The organism is Amycolatopsis sp. WGS_07 (assembly GCF_045278895.1).
Taxonomy (GTDB): domain Bacteria; phylum Actinomycetota; class Actinomycetes; order Mycobacteriales; family Pseudonocardiaceae; genus Amycolatopsis.
Map to the genome: position 1 here is coordinate 7,598,092 of NZ_CP136053.1, position 14,271 is coordinate 7,612,362.

A 14,271-nucleotide genomic window follows, 5' to 3' on the forward strand; every position below is an offset into this window, starting at 1 on the left:
CGTGCCCCAGTGGAGCATACGGATGTCAGCGGTACCCACCAGGCAGTTCAAGAGCGTTTGGGCCGCTGCTTCCCGCCATCGCGGGCGGCGCAGCCTCACGATCCTCAGCAAAGGCCATCGTTGAACGATCAACCGGTCACCAAACGCGAATAATTGATCAAGCCTCGCGCTGCGCGCCGACTTGCCTTTGCGAGGGAATTAACGTTAGGTAGATGTTCAACTTGATGCGGCCTTGTAGACGTGAGCCGCAACCTGCGCGAGAGGGGTCGGAGAGATGGCGATTGAACTACTTGCATATGAGTATGTCTCCGTTAACGCACAAGTAGCTCGCGCACAGCTTCGACCGCATGAGGAAAACACTGAAGAGTTCATACACGAGCACTACAAGGAACTAGTCAAGCGTGGTGAAGAAGGAGACTCTCCGGCGGCAGTGTTTTGCGAAGAGGAAGCCCGTACACTGTTCGGCCAATTGGACCGCGGAAGTCCAGAAGAATTCTTAGACGCGGTCACTATCTTTACCGAACGCTTAGTGGCCGAAATGAATGGTCGAACGTCACCAGGCTTACTCCTGTTCGCACGACTCAACGTCGAAGAAAAAGCGCTCACTGTTGTACTTAAGTTGCAGGTGACGAGCAAGAATGCCGGCGTTCTCCAAGAGCTTGCGGATGGAACCCAATCACTTGGTACTGTTCGGAATGTCCTCGATGCGCCTGGGAAGATCCAAAAGGGTCTAGTTACACCTGACGGTCGCGAAGATAGCGACGTTATCGTTGGCGACAAGCTTGCCCAGAAGTCTACTGCAGAATACTTTGTTCGCGCGTTCGGAATTAGAATTGATGCTCGCCCGGAAGAGGCGGCCCTGGCTTTCCTCAGGGCAGTGAACAGCGTTGATCCTAAGCTAACGTCTCGCGTAGTCTCGGCCTTGGAAGGTGTTGAAGGTGGGGCGCTGCCTGCCGTGACAGAAGGTCTTCTGGAACAAGTGCCGGAGCTTGAGCAGAATTGGGACGCTATTGAATCAAAACTTCAGGAACACAAGCGGCCGATTCGCAACGTTGGCACAAGCACGGCTTTTAGAGCCACTATTACAGCTGGACTAATCACTATTAGCGGACCGGCATCAGCTATCGATCAGTCGACGGCCGTAACCGAAAACGATAAGCGAGGTTGGACGGTCACCGTAGTATCGTCCACCGAGCCCAAGAAGACCTACAAGTGACGACGAACGCAAACTCGTTGCCCATCATTCAAGCGTTAAAGGTGCTTGACCGTCTTGTCGAACGCGCAACCATTACCCAAAGGACAGACGATCTAGATCAGGTTTACATTGAACTTGCTATACCGACTGGCTGCGCACTCTTTGAAGAATTTGAAGTATTGCGATCGCTCGGGCAAGACTTTGTTCTTCATCTTAGCGAGCAAGAGTGCGAGCTTCGATTGTCTCTAGCGGCCGGAAAATATTTGCCCGAACAAGAGGGTGACTTCGAAAGCATATTCGACGAGTCGTCGGCTGACGAGATCAAGCGATCTATGGGCCGAGGAGACATCAAACGACTGCTAGAGCTATGCTCCTCCATGAGTGGCACTCTAAGCGTAAGGTTTAGCAATGATCCAACTCGAACCGGGTGTCACTACTTGGAGAATATTGCTAAGCTGTCAGAAGAGTTGCTCGGCAGGAGATGGCATTCTTTCGTCACCAACTTATTTAAAGGCGCACCCACACTCGTTGTAGGTGACCTCGAAGAGTTCAGCCTTGAGCTTCCAGCACTCAGGGTACAAGGCACAGCAGCGAGCCTAGAAGTCGCCAGCACTCCGAGACTTCCAGAAGAACGTGGTGCTCTGCTGATACCAGGGCGGTATCCGTTGCCATCACCGCTCGAAATCGTCCCAATTGTCGCCAGTACGGTATCGGACGAAGCGCGTGAGTTGGCGGCCGCATTCAATGGGGTTTGCCGATCACTAGTTTTCTATTGGATTGCGCGGGATGTGACCGTTGGAATTGAGAGTGTTAGCCTGAATTTCTCAGGCGCAAGGGAAATACGTATATCACACTTGATGCCAGTCCGGGTAGATAGCGTCGATGCGGACATCGCTCTTTTCTCTTGGTTTTCAAGTAATCCTGACACGGCGAAGTCGGAAGCAATCCAACACGCAGCCTCGTTGGCCCTGACAGACGCTGGTGATTTATCGAATGTGGCAGAGCCAATATACAGAACTGCTCGCTCCCTGTATGATTTGTCACAACGTGGCGCAGTTGCTGAAGCCTTAGCGACTCGCCGTGCCGCGCGCGACGCCGCGATAAACACGGCGATGGACTCAGCGAAGGCAGCTCGGGAAGTTGCAAATAAATCGATCGAACGAACCGTAGTTCAAATAGCCGCGGGAACCGGAATCGTTGTTGCCAACGCAAAAGACGTGCTCAATAGCCCACTTACAGCCGTCTTGCTTCTCATCTTGGCCGGACTTCTCACCCTTACCTGGTTTACGTCATTCCGTACCGAGTTGCAAGCCGCCGATGATACTATCCGTGCGCTATCGAATGACCTTGACCAGTATCGAGATAGCCTATCCAAGGAAGACGTTGAAGCGATCAGGAATATGCTGATAGTCCAGCAGGCCAAACAGCGAATAATCGTAGCCAGGAGGTCTGTTGCCATCTCGTCTTCTGTGGTTATTGTCATGCTCATGTCATTTTCGGCATACTATTTCTTCGGGAACTCAATTCGCACGACGCCGCCGACTCAGTCGCCGCCGACCGGCGGTCCAACAGCGTTACCGACGGCTACCTCTCGTGCGTCCGGGCCAAACACTGGTACGTTACGGACGCCGTCTGCGCCTGCGATAATTGTTCCTACCTATGGCGTACCAAGTGCCCAGAATGTTCCGATATCTAGGACGACACTGTCCCCTCGCTCAGGTCCGTTCTTCATCCGAGTTCTCAGCCACCTGGACTGAATCGCACCCTCTGGCTTCGCGGCGCTTTCGACGCTCTTCGCGCTCATCTGCTTCGTTCTGTTCTTGTTGGTTGGCTAGTTCCGCAATAAAAGCATCGTAGGATTCGTCGAACTTCCTCATTCGCTGGCTGATGGCGCTCGTCTTCTCGTCGCGGAGGTACGCACCGAGTACCTCTTTAATTTCACAACACATGGAGAGCCCCAACTGTCGTGGCATCCCGAGATCGTGCACGGCCCACTGGGAAACGCCATCCGGGTCGCCTAGAACGTTGTGAGCAAGTTTGAGCTGTTGGCGAACTAAACGGTCCGGCACATAGTAGCTGACTCGGTAGAGGGTCTGCAGGGCTTCATCGGCACGCGCTTGACGTTCTGGGTCGACTCTTCCACTGCGATACACGATATATGGTATCTCCCGCTCGAAGAGCAAGATTGCATCCATCGCTTGTGCCGCGTACTCGCTTCCGCGTCGGTGACGTTCAGACTTCAGCTTGAAGGTGTCGCTGAGCCTCGTCAGCGACCAGCCGAGCGCCGTGCCCACGAGCGTGCTGGCAGGAGCGAGCCATTCGATCGTCATTTCTGGTGCCTTCTCTCTGAGAAGCAGACCGTTGCGAGGTTGCACGATAGGTCAGCACCACGGTTCGGACTCGATCCGTCCCACGGTCGGACCAACTGAGTCAACCCAGACGTGCACAATCGGTTCAGTCCAGCTGAGGAGAGTGGTTCACCGTTCTTCCTGGCGGAGCACTCAGCCTTCATGCTCAGCGCTTTACGCAACCTGCAGCCTCGGAACGGCGATGTGGCTAGCGAGCAAGATCGCCTCGGCGATCCAATTGCCCGATGGGTGCCCGGCGGCTCCGGGTCTGGCTAGTAAGGACTTGCCGGTCAACGAGGGAGTTGCAAGCGGGTGGATAGTGTGCAACTCGCCCCTCGGACACAAACAATATCTACCCTTGGAGAGGCCGTCGGATTGACAGCCTCTTTTTCGTGGTCGAACCGCAGGCCGAGAGTGAGGTCTCGGTAGGCCTCGCTCAGCCGGGCGGGCTCTCCGGCGTTCGCCAGTTCGGCCTGCGTCACTGTTCTCTCCGCCTGCGCCCGGTTGATGCTCTCCACAACGGCCGCTGGGTCGATCCCCGGCCGCGATCGCGTGCTCCTCCAGCCACCGCCGCGCTGCGCCGACGCTTCTTGGCGGCGGGCTTCACCGGCCCGCCTGACGGTCCGGTCGACGGTCTTCGAGTCGAACAGCTGTTCAACGCATCCCGTGGAGGCCCCTCCAGCGGGTAGATCGGTGGCGGGTGATTCACCGAGGCCGGAGAGTGCTGAGCGAGAGTCTGTGCTGGGAGATGCCCGTGCTTTGGCGGGCGCTGGAGCAGGCGGGCAGAGGCTAAGACGTCGGGCTAGTGCCGCCCGGATCTGCCCCACCTCGAGACAGCCCGGACGGCACCCCCGGCTACCCCCTCACAGCAAGGCCTTCGTCTCGGCCGCCAGGGCGGTCCGCAGTTCCCAGCTGTCTGAGCCGAGCGGGCTCAGGACTACGTGTTCTACTCCGGCCTTCTGGTACCTCGCGATCTGTTCGGCCAGGTGTTCCGGCGGGCCGGTGGCGACGATGTCGGCTGCTTGTTCCTCTGGCAGGCCGAACTTGTCGGACAGGAATCGAGCTAGCTGGCGGTGTTCGGGGTCGCCTGGGGTGGCGGTGATCGCGGTGAACAGCTGTACGCCGGCGGCGGGGGTGGGGTTGCCTGCTTCGTCGGCCAGGCGGGCGACGGTTTCCATGCTCTGCTGGATCTGGTCCGGCGTCAGCAGGGCCGGCAGCCAGCCCTGGCCGTAGCGGGCGGTTCGGCGCAGGGCGGCCGGAGAGTGGCCGCCTATCCACACCGGGGGCATCGGGACGCAGGGCAGCAGGGTGACTTCGGCGTCGTTGTCCGGGAGCCGGGTCGGGTCGCCGGACAGGAGGCGGGGGAGGGCCCGCAGGAGTGCGTCGGTCCGGTGGCCCCGGTTCGGCAAGGGGGCGTCCGCGGCGGCCCATTCGTCGGGGCGGTCTCCGCCGACGCCGACGCCTAGGAGCAGGCGGTCTTCGCTGAGGAAGTGCAGGGTGCCGATCTGCTTCGCGACCCACGCGCTCGGGCGCAGGGCCAGTTGCAGTACGGCGAAGCCCACGTCGATCCGCTCGGTCGCGGACGCGGCTGCGGCCAGGGTCAGCGAACTCTCCAGCGTCGCGTCCCGCGTGCTGAGATGGTCTCCGCACCAGAAGGAGTCCAGGCCGAGATCTTCGATCCGGCGCGCGACCGCGCCAGGATGGGGAACCGCGCCGTCATTGAGTGCGGAATGGTTGATCCCGACTTTCACCGTCATGCTCATCTGCTCCAAAAAAATGGTTGGCTGGATCCGCCAGAAGAATGTAGAACCTCTAGTATGGTGAAGGTCAAGGAAGTCGCCTGATGAGGTGACGCAACGACTTCCGTGGCGCGGAACCGGTTCTGGTCGGAGTTCGGCTAATGGGGAGATCTGATGTCAAGACGGAAAAGCGTGCGAATAAGTCTCGCGCTCGTGGTGTGTTCGCTGGCCGGGTGGGGACTGCCGGTAACGACGGCAGCCGCGGCGGTGGGCCAAGTGGTGGACACGGATCACGGGCCGGTGCGCGGGGTGGTGACCGAGAAGGTTCTTTCGTTTCAGGGGATTCCGTATGCGGCGGCGCCGGTTGGGGCGCGGCGGTGGGCGTCGCCTGCGGAACCGGGGTCTTGGACGGAGCCGTTGGACGCTTCGCGCGCGTCGGCAGCGTGTCCGCAGCCGGGGGTGGCTGGGGACGAGGATTGCCTTAAGCTCAACGTTTTCACGCCGGCGAATCCCAGTGGGGCGAAACGGCCGGTGCTGGTTTGGTTTCACGGCGGCGGGTTCGTGGTGGGGTCGGGCGCGCTGTACGACCCGACGCGGATGGTCGAGCGTGGGGACGTCGTCGTAGTCACGGTGAATTACCGGTTGGGTGTCTTGGGTTTTCTCGCTCATCGGTCGTTGAAGGAGTCCGGTGATTTCGGGCTCGAGGACCAGCAGGCGGCGTTGCGGTGGGTGAAGCGCAATGCGGCGGCGTTTGGCGGGGACCCGGATCTGGTGACCGCGTTCGGGGAGTCGGCGGGCGCGACTGGGCTGTGTGGTCAGCTCGTATCGCCGGGCGCGGCTGGGTTGTTCCGGCGCGCGATCTTGCAGAGCGGGCCGTGCGCGGTGCCGTTCCGGGCTCGCGCCGAGGCTGAGACGGACGGGGAGCGGGTGGCGGCTGCGGCTGGTTGTGCGGGGGCTGATCCAGCCGGGTGTCTTCGCGGGCGGTCGGTCGCTGAATTGCTTGCGGCGGCGGGCGGTCAGGTGTGGCAGCCGGTTGCCGGGACTTCGGTGGTGCCGGTCCAGCCCGCGGATGCCTTGCGCAGTGGTGATTTCCATCGGGTGGACCTGCTGGTGGGCGGAAATCGGGACGAGGCGCGGTTTCTCGTCGGTCCCCGTTACGACGGGGCGGGGAAGCCGGTGACGGCCGAGCAGTATCCGGAGGTGCTCCGGCAGGATTACGGGGCTGACGCGGACAAGGTGCTGGCGCGGTATCCGCTGGGGGACTATGCGACGCCAAGCCTCGCGCTCGCGGCGGCGAATACCGATTACCAGGACGCGATGCCGAGAATCTCGGTGTGCCCGACGTTGTGGACCGCCCAATCCGCCGCTCGGCATGTGACGGTCCGCGCCTACGAATTCTCGGATCGCACCGCTCCTCCGCGGAAGGAGATTCCCGGATTTCCCGCTGGCGCGCAGCACACCGCGGAACTGCAGTACTTGTTCCGCTACGCCGAGGCGGGCGCGGAATTGACGGCGACGCAACGTGCTTTGGGCGACGCGATGATCGGGTACTGGACTTCCTTTGCCCGCACGGGCGTTCCCGAATCGCCTGGTGCTCCTGTCTGGCCTCGGTTCGGGGCCAGTTCGGACGTGCTGGCGTTCTCGGGCGTGCCGGGCGGGATCGCGCTCGTCGATCTCGCTGCCGAGCACCAGTGCGGGTTCTGGTCGTCGCTGGGAGTTCCGGGAAGCTGAACGAAACGGCCGGCCCGGTCGATGCCGGGCCGGCCGTTTCACGGGGTGGTCACGTGCCAGGGGTGCCTTCGAGGACCACCTCGTACAGGTCCTGGTCGCTTTCCACCAGGCCGGACAAATCGGCGAGCAGTTCGGCGAACCGTTCGCCGCGGGCGGCCTGCTCGAAGGCTTCCGCCGATTCCCATTCCGCGACGTTGAAATAGACGTCGGATTCCTTCTGCGACCGCGAGAGCTGATACCGGATCAGGCCCGGCTGTTCTTCCATGTACCGGCCCGCTCGTTCGTAGAGCTTTTCGTAGGTTTCGGGGGAGCCGGTCACGGTCATCTTGTTCACCAGCACGATCATGGTCTTCTCTCCTTCAGCGCAGTTGTTCGATGACCTTCCCGAACTGGTCCAGGAAAGGTTCCAGCACGGTGAAATACGTGAATCCGAAGCGCTCCCGGCGTTCGAGGACGCCGTCCGCCAGTTCGCGGGCCGAACCCGCGAGCAGGCCGGGAAGCGCGAGCGCCTCGTCGTCGGTCATGCCGTCCGGGCGGCCGCGGATGCCCCTTGTCGCGGCCCGCGGGTCGGCGGTGAGGGCCACGGTGTGCACCAGGACGTTCAGCTCGGGGCCGCGGCCGAGGTCGGCGGCCGTCTTGGTCAGGCGGCCGACTCGCTCGGCCATCGCGGCCGCGTCGACCAGCGTCAGTTCGCCCGACGGCCGGCCGGGGTCCTGGCGCAGGCCGCTGAACCCGACGATGTCCGCGTTCCCGGCGGCGAACCGCAGCATCCGGTCGCCGTTGGCCCCGATCAGCAGCGGCGGCCGCGGTTTCTGGACGAGATCCAGCCCGAAACCCGGGTCTTCCAGGAACGCGCCGACCTCGCGGACCAGGGTTTCCAGCCGGCCGACGCGGTCTCCCCACGGCAGGCCCGCGGCCTCGAACTCGCCGCGGACGTAGCCGGCGCCGAGCCCGAGTTCGAGCCTGCCGTCGGTGAGGCGGTCGATCGTCGCGATGTCGCGGGCCAGCAGGAGCGGAGTGTGGAAACCGCCGTTGAGCACGAAAGTGCCGACCCTCGGCCGTTCCGTGGCTTCGGCCGCGGAGACGAGCGCCGGCAGCGGGGCCATGGCGGGCCCCGCGGCGGCGGGGAGGACGGCAGCCGGAGATGGTCGGACAGCAGGAGCACGTCGTAGCCGAGCGATTCGGCTTTCCGGCATTTCGCGGCGAACTCCCGTCGCGAGCCGGTGGCGAGGAGATTGATTCCGAAACGAAGAGCGGGCGCGGAACCGCCCGATGCCGATGTCAAGGCGACCTCCGGTCGTGGTCCCGGGAAACGATCAGGGCTGGCTCGCGTAGCTCGAGGTGAGGGCGGACTGCTGGCGGCTCTGGTCGTCCAGCGCCGGATCCATCCGCAGGATGGCCTCGTGCAGCCTGCTGATCCGGGCGGACGGCGTGAGGCCCAGTTCCCCGGCGAGGTCGGCGCGCAGCCGCCGGAACACCTCCAGCGCCTGCACCTGCCTGCCGGACCGGTACAGCGCGAGCATGAACAAGGCCTGGAGGTTCTCGTTCATCGGGTCCTGGGCGGCCGCCGCCCCGAGTTCGCTGAGCAGTTCGCGGTGGTACCCCAGGCGCAGCTCCGCTTCGTAGCACTGCTCGGCGGTCGAGGCCCGCGCCTCCTCGAGGCTGCGCACCTGGCCGCGCAGGATCGGGCCGAGGTCGACGTCGGACAGCGCCGGTCCGTTCCAGGCGGCGAGCGCCTCGCGGCTCAGCTGCGACACCAGCAGGTCGTCCTTGGCCTGCCGGGCCGCGCGGGCCCGCGCCGCCGACTCCCGGAACCGCTCGAGGTCGAAGCTTCCGGGCGGGACGACCATGGCGTAGCCGCGGGCGATGGTGGCCAGGTGCTTCCTCGCCGCGGAGAGCGAACCCAGGTCCGGGTCCGCGGCCAGCGCGCGGCGGATCTGCAGCACGTAGGTCTGCAGGGTCTGCGCCCAGGTCCGCGGCGGGCGGCCCTCCCACAGCTCGCTCATGCAGGTTTCGGTCGACACCGGCTTGTTGGCGTTGAGCAGGAGCAGCGCGACGAGCTGGCGTTGCTTGGGCGCGGTCGGCAGATACGATTCCTTCCCGTTCGTGATGCGAAGGCCGCCAAGTACGTAGAAACGCAAGTTTTCCCCCAAAGGTATTCGCTAACTGAACATGCCGGTCCTATTTCGCGAAGCTCTGATCCAGTGCCGCGACAGTGCCGAAAGCTTCGCCGATTGGCGGAAATACGGTTAAACGGCCGAACACGGTGGCGCGTGTTCAATTGCGCGTGTCTACAGACAGTGACGAGCCTAGCACGGGTTTGATCGAAGAGTCCAGGGAGCGGGAAGCTGCCGAACCTATTCGCCGGGAATTGGCGCGCGAAGTGCCACTGCGCTGTCCGGGGGAATTCGACAGCGCAGTGGCACGGCGGGCCGATGGCCGGTTATTTCAGCTGGACGCGGGGGAAATGTGCTCTTCGGCTTGCGGTGCCGCCGCGGTGCCGCGGGAACGCAGCAGCACGAGCGAGAGCAACGCCGCGGCGAGCGCGACGCAGGCGGCCAGAAGGAAACCGTTCTGGAAACCTTCGGTGAGGTACTGCGGATTGTGCTCCGCGCCCGCGCCGAAGCCTGCGGTCGTGGCGGCCGCGACCGACGCGATGATGGCGAGGCCGAGCGCTCCGCCGATCTGCTGGGTCGTGTTGATCAGCCCGGAAGCCAGTCCGGCCTCCTGCGGGCGGGTGCCGCTCATCGCCGCGATCGTCACCGCGACAAGGGAAAGCCCCATGCCGGTGCCGCAGAGCAGCGACGGGCCGAGGACGTCGACCGCGTAGCTGCCGCCCGCCCGCACCGACGCGAACCAGCCCAGCCCCGCGGTCAGCAGCGCGAGACCGGTGACCGCGGCCCACTTCGGGCCCAGCTTGCCGACCAGTTTCCCGGCGAGCTGGGACGAGGCGACGATGGTCGCGGTGAGCGGAAGGTAGGCGAGGCCGGCCACCAGCGCGCTGAACCCGAGGACCTCCTGCAGGTACACCGCGATGAAGAAGAACATCGCCAGCAGGGTCATGCTCAGCAGCACGTTGAGCACGTTCGCCGAGGTCACCGCCCAGTTGCGGAAAATGGAGAACGGGACGAGCGGGTTCTTGACCCGTTTCTCGGTCACGACGAAAGCGGCGAAGAGCACGACGGCGACGGCCAGCCGGACGATGGTGCCGGTGGATCCCCAGCCGGACTTTTCCGCGTCCACCAAGCCCCAGACCAGCAACGCCATGCTGCCGGTGATGAAGACCGCGCCGGGCACGTCGATGCCCGCCGCGTCGTCGGCGACGCTCTCGCGCAGCAGGCGGGGAGCGAGCGCGATGGCGATCGCGCCGACCGGAACGTTGATGAACAGCACCCATTCCCAGCCGAGCCAGCTGGTGAGCACGCCGCCGAGCAGCACGCCGCACGCTCCGCCGGCGCCGACCGCCGCGCCCCAGATGCCGAGCGCGCGGTTGCGCTCCTTGCCTTCGGAGAACGTGGTGGTGAGCAAGGAAAGCGCGGCGGGCGAGGTGAGCGCGGCCCCGAGCCCCTGCACCGCCCGCGCGCCGTAGAGCCATTCCGAACTCTGCGCGAAACCGCCGAGCAGCGAGGCGAGAGTGAACAGTGCGAGGCCGAGCATGAACATCCGGCGGCGGCCGGCGAGATCCGCGAGCCGTCCGCCGAGCAGCAGGAAGCCGCCGAATACGAGGACGTACGCGTTGACCACCCAGGAAAGCTCGGCGGCCGACATTTTCAGGTCGGCCTGAATCGAGGGAAGCGCGATGTTCACGATCGAGCTGTCGACGACCAGCATGAACTGGGCGGACGCGAGAAGCGTCAGGGCGAGCATCTTGCTCGGCGACCGTACGGTTTTCGATTCGCTCGGAGAATTCCTCGTCGAACCGCGGATTCCGGCTTCTTCAGCGCCCGTTCCCTGCGGATTTGTCATCGACGCACCGCCGATCCGCGCTCGGTCGCGTAGCCGGCAATCGGCCCGTGCATGGAGTCCTCCCTGATGTCGGATATCGGCAAAAGCGTTGTGCCATAAGCGAAACTGAGTCTTTCATCTCTAGTTATGTCGAGGTCAAGTCAACCATTCGAGTGTGAGTCAAGTCACAAATGATCGGCCATTTTCGCGGTGCGCAGGACATTTCAGCCGCGATGTACCGCGGCTCCAGGAAAGCCTCAGTGCGGACTGCCAGCATTGGCCTCACCCGGTTCGCGATGCCGCGTCTGGAAAAGACTCACGGGGACGGAGGCTGCCTTGCCCGAAGACGAATGGCAGACCAGTGTGCACGCCGAGACGATCGGGGCGCCCGCTGATCGCATCTTCGCCACAATCGACGACATCGAGAACTGGCCGCTGGTATTTCCGCCGATGGTGCACGTGGAAAGGCTCGGCGACGGCGCGGCCGGAGAACGGTTCCAGGTCTGGGCCACCGCGGGCGGCCAGGTGAAAAGCTGGGTCACCGGGCGGGCGGCGGGAAAGGGGCCGTCCTCGGTCCGGTTCTCCCAGCTGACTTCGCCGCCGCCGCTCGCCGCGATGGACAGCGAATGGTCGGTCGAGCCGGGGCACGGCCGGAGCACGGTCCGCATCCGGCACGAATACCGGGCCTTGACGGACGACCCGGAGAGCCTGGCCTGGATCGAACGCGTGGTCGGCGAGAACAGCGCGCACGAGCTGGCGGCGCTGAAAACCGGAGCGGAGCAGGAAAAACACGGCGGCGTACTGTCCTTTGCGGACAGTGTGGTGGTCGGCGGCTCGCGTGCCGACGCGTATGCGTTCATCCGGGACGCACAGGACTGGCCTGCCCGGTTGCCGCACGTGGCCCGCGCCGACGTCGCCGAACCGGCCCCGGACGTGCAGATCCTCGAAATGGACACCACGGCCAAGGACGGTTCGGCGCACACCACGCGATCGGTGCGGATCTGCCTGGCGGAAAAGAAGATCGCGTACAAGCAGCAGGTGCTGCCAGCGGTGCTTTCCGCGCACGTCGGATGCTGGTTCTTCGACGAAAGCGAGGCCGGGGTGCGGATCACCTCCCAGCATTCGGTCGTCATCGACCCGGGGAAGGTCGAAGCGGTGCTGGGCGCCGGGGCCACGATTGAGCAGGCGAAAGAGTTCGCCCGGTCGGCGTTGAGCGGGAACAGCCAGATCACTCTGGGGCTGGCCAAGGAATTCGCCGAACGCGCAGCGAAGGCCCGCTCATGACGGTGGACCCGGCGGTGTACGCCGAACTCCAGCAGTTTTATTCCGCCCAGATGCAGTTGCTCGACGACGGTGCGGCCGAGGAATGGGCGCGCACTTTCACCCCGGACGGGGTCTTCGAACAGAACGTGCTTCCCCAGCCGTGGAAGGGCCGCGACGAGATCGCGGCGAAGATGCGCGCCGCGGTCGAGAAGGTCGCGGCGAAACAGCTCGACCGGCGGCACTGGATCGGGATGGTGACCGCGCGGCCGGACGGCCCCGGCGCGGTGCGCACCCGCTATTACGCGACGGTCGTGCAGACGCCGGCCGGCGGCTCCGCCGAAGTGCACCTCAGCACGCGGGCGGAGGACGTGCTGGTGCGGTCCGGGGGCTCGTGGCTGGTCGAGCACCGTTCGGTGTGGCACGACGGCTCGACCGCGGAAGGATGACCATGCCTGTCGACCCCGACAAGTTCCGGGAGATCTTCGGCTCCCTGCCCACCGCCGTCGCGGTCGTCACCGCGGTGGGCGACGACGGCGACCCCTGCGGCCTGACCATGAACACGGTGACCGCGGTGGCCAAGACGCCGCCGCTGCTGCTGGTCTGCCTCGACGAGAATTCCCAGACGCTGCAGGCGATCCGGCACTCCCGCGCGTTCGTGGTGAACTTCCTGGCCGGGAACGGCAGCGCGCTGGCCGACCGGTTCGCCAGGAAGGGCCGGGGGAAGCTGGCCGGATTCGACTGGCTCCCCGCGCCTTCGGGCGGCGGCGCGCCGATCCTCGCCGGGCACGTGCTCGCGCACGCGGAATGCTCGGTCCGCGAAGAAATCCGGGTCGGCGACCACTCGGTCGTGATCGGCCTGCTCGACGACGGGGAGGCCTACGACCGGCCCCCGCTCGTCTACTACCGCAAGAGCTATTCCGCGTGGCCGGCCGGCGAGGCCCGCCCCATTCCCGCCGGGCGCTGACATCCCCGGACAACCTCAGGAGGACCCATGAAGTTCGGCATCAATCTCGCGCCCAACGTCACGCCGGAGGAAAAGAGCGGCGTGCAGGTGTTCGCGGAATTCCTCGAACTCGCGGAGCTGGCGGACAAGCTCGGCTTCGACCACGTCAAAACCGTCGAGCACTATTTCACCTCCTACGGCGGCTACAGCCCTGACCCGGTGACGTTCCTCGCCGCCGCGGCCGCCCGGACCGAGCGGATCCGCCTGGTGACCGGCGCGGTGCTGCCCGCGTTCACGCATCCGCTGAAGCTGGCCGGGAAACTGGCGATGCTCGACAACATTTCGCGCGGACGGCTGGAAGTCGGCTTCGGCCGGGCTTTCCTTCCGGACGAATTCGCCGCCTTCCAGATCTCCATGGACGAAAGCCGCCCGCGGTTCGACGAGGGTGTCGAAGCGTGCCGCCGGCTGTGGGCCGAGGAGAACGTGGTGTGGGACGGCCAGTTCTACCAGTTCGGCCCGGTCACCATGCTGCCGAGGCCGTTCCAGCAGCCGCATCCGCCGATCCTGGTCGCGACCGCGCGCACCCCGGAGTCCGCCGAGGCCGCCGGGGTCGCCGGCTACGGCGTGATGATGGTGCCCTCGATCAACAAGGTCGAGAAGGTCCAGGACATGCTCGCCTTGTACCGCAAGGCTTACGCCGGCGCCGGGCACCAGGGCGAGGGCCAGGTCCACATGACCTACAACACCTACCTTTCCGAGGATCCGGAACAGGCCAGGACGCTGGGGAAGGCGTACGCCGAGAACACGCACGAGAAGCTCGTCGGCGCGGTGACCTCGTGGGCCACCACCCGCAGCGAGCAGTACCGCGGCTACGAGCAGATCGCGCAGAAGGCGAAGTCGAGCAGTTTCGAGGACCAGATCCGCGAGACCAAGGTGCTCGTCGGCACGCCGGACGAGGTGGTGGCGCAGGTGCGCCAGATCCGCGAATGGTTCGGTGAGATCACCGTCAGCCTGCAGCCGACCGCGGGCAACATGCCGCTCGAGGAATCGGTGCGCACCATGCGGCTGTTCGCCGAGCACGTGCTGCCCCGGTTCGCCTGAGCGGCG

13 protein-coding genes are annotated in these 14,271 nt (G+C 64.6%); 7 read left to right on the forward strand and 6 right to left on the reverse strand.

Translation table 11 applies throughout. The annotated features are described in order from the left end of the window. The first annotated feature begins 274 nt into the window (after window positions 1-274). Window positions 275-1,216, forward strand: a complete 942-nt coding sequence (locus RPX00_RS35655; RefSeq protein WP_406631986.1) for a hypothetical protein — start codon at window positions 275-277, stop codon at window positions 1,214-1,216. Beyond that, the gene (locus RPX00_RS35660; protein ID WP_406631988.1) at window positions 1,213-2,952 is read left to right on the forward strand and encodes a hypothetical protein; all 1,740 of its coding nucleotides are present in this window, start codon (window positions 1,213-1,215) and stop codon (window positions 2,950-2,952) included. The genes RPX00_RS35655 and RPX00_RS35660 overlap by 4 nt, the downstream gene beginning before the upstream one ends. Here the strand turns inward: RPX00_RS35660 and RPX00_RS35665 are convergent. Both RPX00_RS35665 and RPX00_RS35670 read right to left on the reverse strand, forming a co-directional pair. Then, window positions 2,911-3,525 carry a hypothetical protein gene (locus RPX00_RS35665; RefSeq protein ID WP_406631990.1) on the reverse strand — a complete coding sequence of 205 codons (615 nt, stop codon included), beginning with the start codon at window positions 3,523-3,525 and terminating at the stop codon, window positions 2,911-2,913. The two genes, RPX00_RS35660 and RPX00_RS35665, sit on opposite strands and share 42 nt — an antisense overlap. Window positions 3,526-4,406: 881 nt before the next feature. After that, window positions 4,407-5,300 (reverse strand): LLM class flavin-dependent oxidoreductase, encoded by an 894-nt coding sequence (locus RPX00_RS35670; protein WP_406631992.1) that lies wholly within the window; start codon window positions 5,298-5,300, stop codon window positions 4,407-4,409. 156 nt (window positions 5,301-5,456) lie between these two features. Here RPX00_RS35670 and RPX00_RS35675 point away from each other — a divergent pair, with 156 nt between their 5' ends. Continuing rightward, window positions 5,457-7,013, forward strand: a complete 1,557-nt coding sequence (locus RPX00_RS35675; protein WP_406631994.1) for a carboxylesterase/lipase family protein — start codon at window positions 5,457-5,459, stop codon at window positions 7,011-7,013. Between the two features lie 49 nt (window positions 7,014-7,062). On the opposite strand, the gene RPX00_RS35680 is transcribed toward RPX00_RS35675, so the two are convergent. The 4 genes from RPX00_RS35680 to RPX00_RS35695 all read right to left on the reverse strand — a co-directional run bounded on the left by RPX00_RS35680 (window position 7,063) and on the right by RPX00_RS35695 (window position 10,880). Further along, complete coding sequence (locus tag RPX00_RS35680) at window positions 7,063-7,359, reverse strand: antibiotic biosynthesis monooxygenase family protein (RefSeq protein ID WP_406631996.1); 297 nt, start codon at window positions 7,357-7,359, stop codon at window positions 7,063-7,065. A 13-nt stretch (window positions 7,360-7,372) separates the two neighbouring features. After that, complete coding sequence (locus RPX00_RS35685) at window positions 7,373-8,119, reverse strand: TIGR03621 family F420-dependent LLM class oxidoreductase (RefSeq protein WP_406631998.1); 747 nt, start codon at window positions 8,117-8,119, stop codon at window positions 7,373-7,375. A 210-nt stretch (window positions 8,120-8,329) separates the two neighbouring features. Beyond that, entirely contained in the window at window positions 8,330-9,154 is an 825-nt protein-coding gene (locus RPX00_RS35690) for a BTAD domain-containing putative transcriptional regulator (RefSeq protein ID WP_406632000.1), read from the reverse strand. Window positions 9,155-9,461: 307 nt separating this feature from the next. After that, window positions 9,462-10,880 carry a DHA2 family efflux MFS transporter permease subunit gene (locus tag RPX00_RS35695; protein ID WP_406632002.1) on the reverse strand — a complete coding sequence of 473 codons (1,419 nt, stop codon included), beginning with the start codon at window positions 10,878-10,880 and terminating at the stop codon, window positions 9,462-9,464. A 414-nt stretch (window positions 10,881-11,294) separates the two neighbouring features. Here RPX00_RS35695 and RPX00_RS35700 point away from each other — a divergent pair, with 414 nt between their 5' ends. The 4 genes from RPX00_RS35700 to RPX00_RS35715 are packed head-to-tail and all read left to right on the forward strand — an operon-like array spanning window position 11,295 to window position 14,265. Continuing rightward, a complete protein-coding gene (locus RPX00_RS35700) occupies window positions 11,295-12,242 on the forward strand; it encodes an aromatase/cyclase (protein WP_406632004.1) in 948 nt (315 codons plus the stop codon). Then, window positions 12,239-12,667, forward strand: a complete 429-nt coding sequence (locus RPX00_RS35705) for a nuclear transport factor 2 family protein (RefSeq protein WP_406632006.1) — start codon at window positions 12,239-12,241, stop codon at window positions 12,665-12,667. The genes RPX00_RS35700 and RPX00_RS35705 overlap by 4 nt, the downstream gene beginning before the upstream one ends. A 2-nt stretch (window positions 12,668-12,669) precedes the next feature. Beyond that, the gene (locus RPX00_RS35710; protein WP_406632008.1) at window positions 12,670-13,185 is read left to right on the forward strand and encodes a flavin reductase family protein; all 516 of its coding nucleotides are present in this window, start codon (window positions 12,670-12,672) and stop codon (window positions 13,183-13,185) included. A gap of 27 nt (window positions 13,186-13,212) precedes the next feature. After that, window positions 13,213-14,265 carry an LLM class flavin-dependent oxidoreductase gene (locus RPX00_RS35715; RefSeq protein WP_406632010.1) on the forward strand — a complete coding sequence of 351 codons (1,053 nt, stop codon included), beginning with the start codon at window positions 13,213-13,215 and terminating at the stop codon, window positions 14,263-14,265. The last annotated feature ends 6 nt before the right edge of the window (window positions 14,266-14,271 follow it).

Bases quoted from the DNA above. Each gene is read 5' to 3' on its own strand.
- RPX00_RS35655 (WP_406631986.1), top strand. From the start codon at position 275: ATGGCGATTGAACTACTTGCATATGAGTATGTCTCCGTTAACGCACAA.
- RPX00_RS35665 (WP_406631990.1), bottom strand. From the start codon at position 3,525: ATGACGATCGAATGGCTCGCTCCTGCCAGCACGCTCGTGGGCACGGCG.
- RPX00_RS35670 (WP_406631992.1), bottom strand. From the start codon at position 5,300: ATGACGGTGAAAGTCGGGATCAACCATTCCGCACTCAATGACGGCGCG.
- RPX00_RS35675 (WP_406631994.1), top strand. From the start codon at position 5,457: ATGTCAAGACGGAAAAGCGTGCGAATAAGTCTCGCGCTCGTGGTGTGT.
- RPX00_RS35680 (WP_406631996.1), bottom strand. From the start codon at position 7,359: ATGATCGTGCTGGTGAACAAGATGACCGTGACCGGCTCCCCCGAAACC.
- RPX00_RS35685 (WP_406631998.1), bottom strand. From the start codon at position 8,119: ATGGCCCCGCTGCCGGCGCTCGTCTCCGCGGCCGAAGCCACGGAACGG.
- RPX00_RS35695 (WP_406632002.1), bottom strand. From the start codon at position 10,880: ATGCTCGCCCTGACGCTTCTCGCGTCCGCCCAGTTCATGCTGGTCGTC.
- RPX00_RS35705 (WP_406632006.1), top strand. From the start codon at position 12,239: ATGACGGTGGACCCGGCGGTGTACGCCGAACTCCAGCAGTTTTATTCC.
- RPX00_RS35710 (WP_406632008.1), top strand. From the start codon at position 12,670: ATGCCTGTCGACCCCGACAAGTTCCGGGAGATCTTCGGCTCCCTGCCC.
- RPX00_RS35715 (WP_406632010.1), top strand. From the start codon at position 13,213: ATGAAGTTCGGCATCAATCTCGCGCCCAACGTCACGCCGGAGGAAAAG.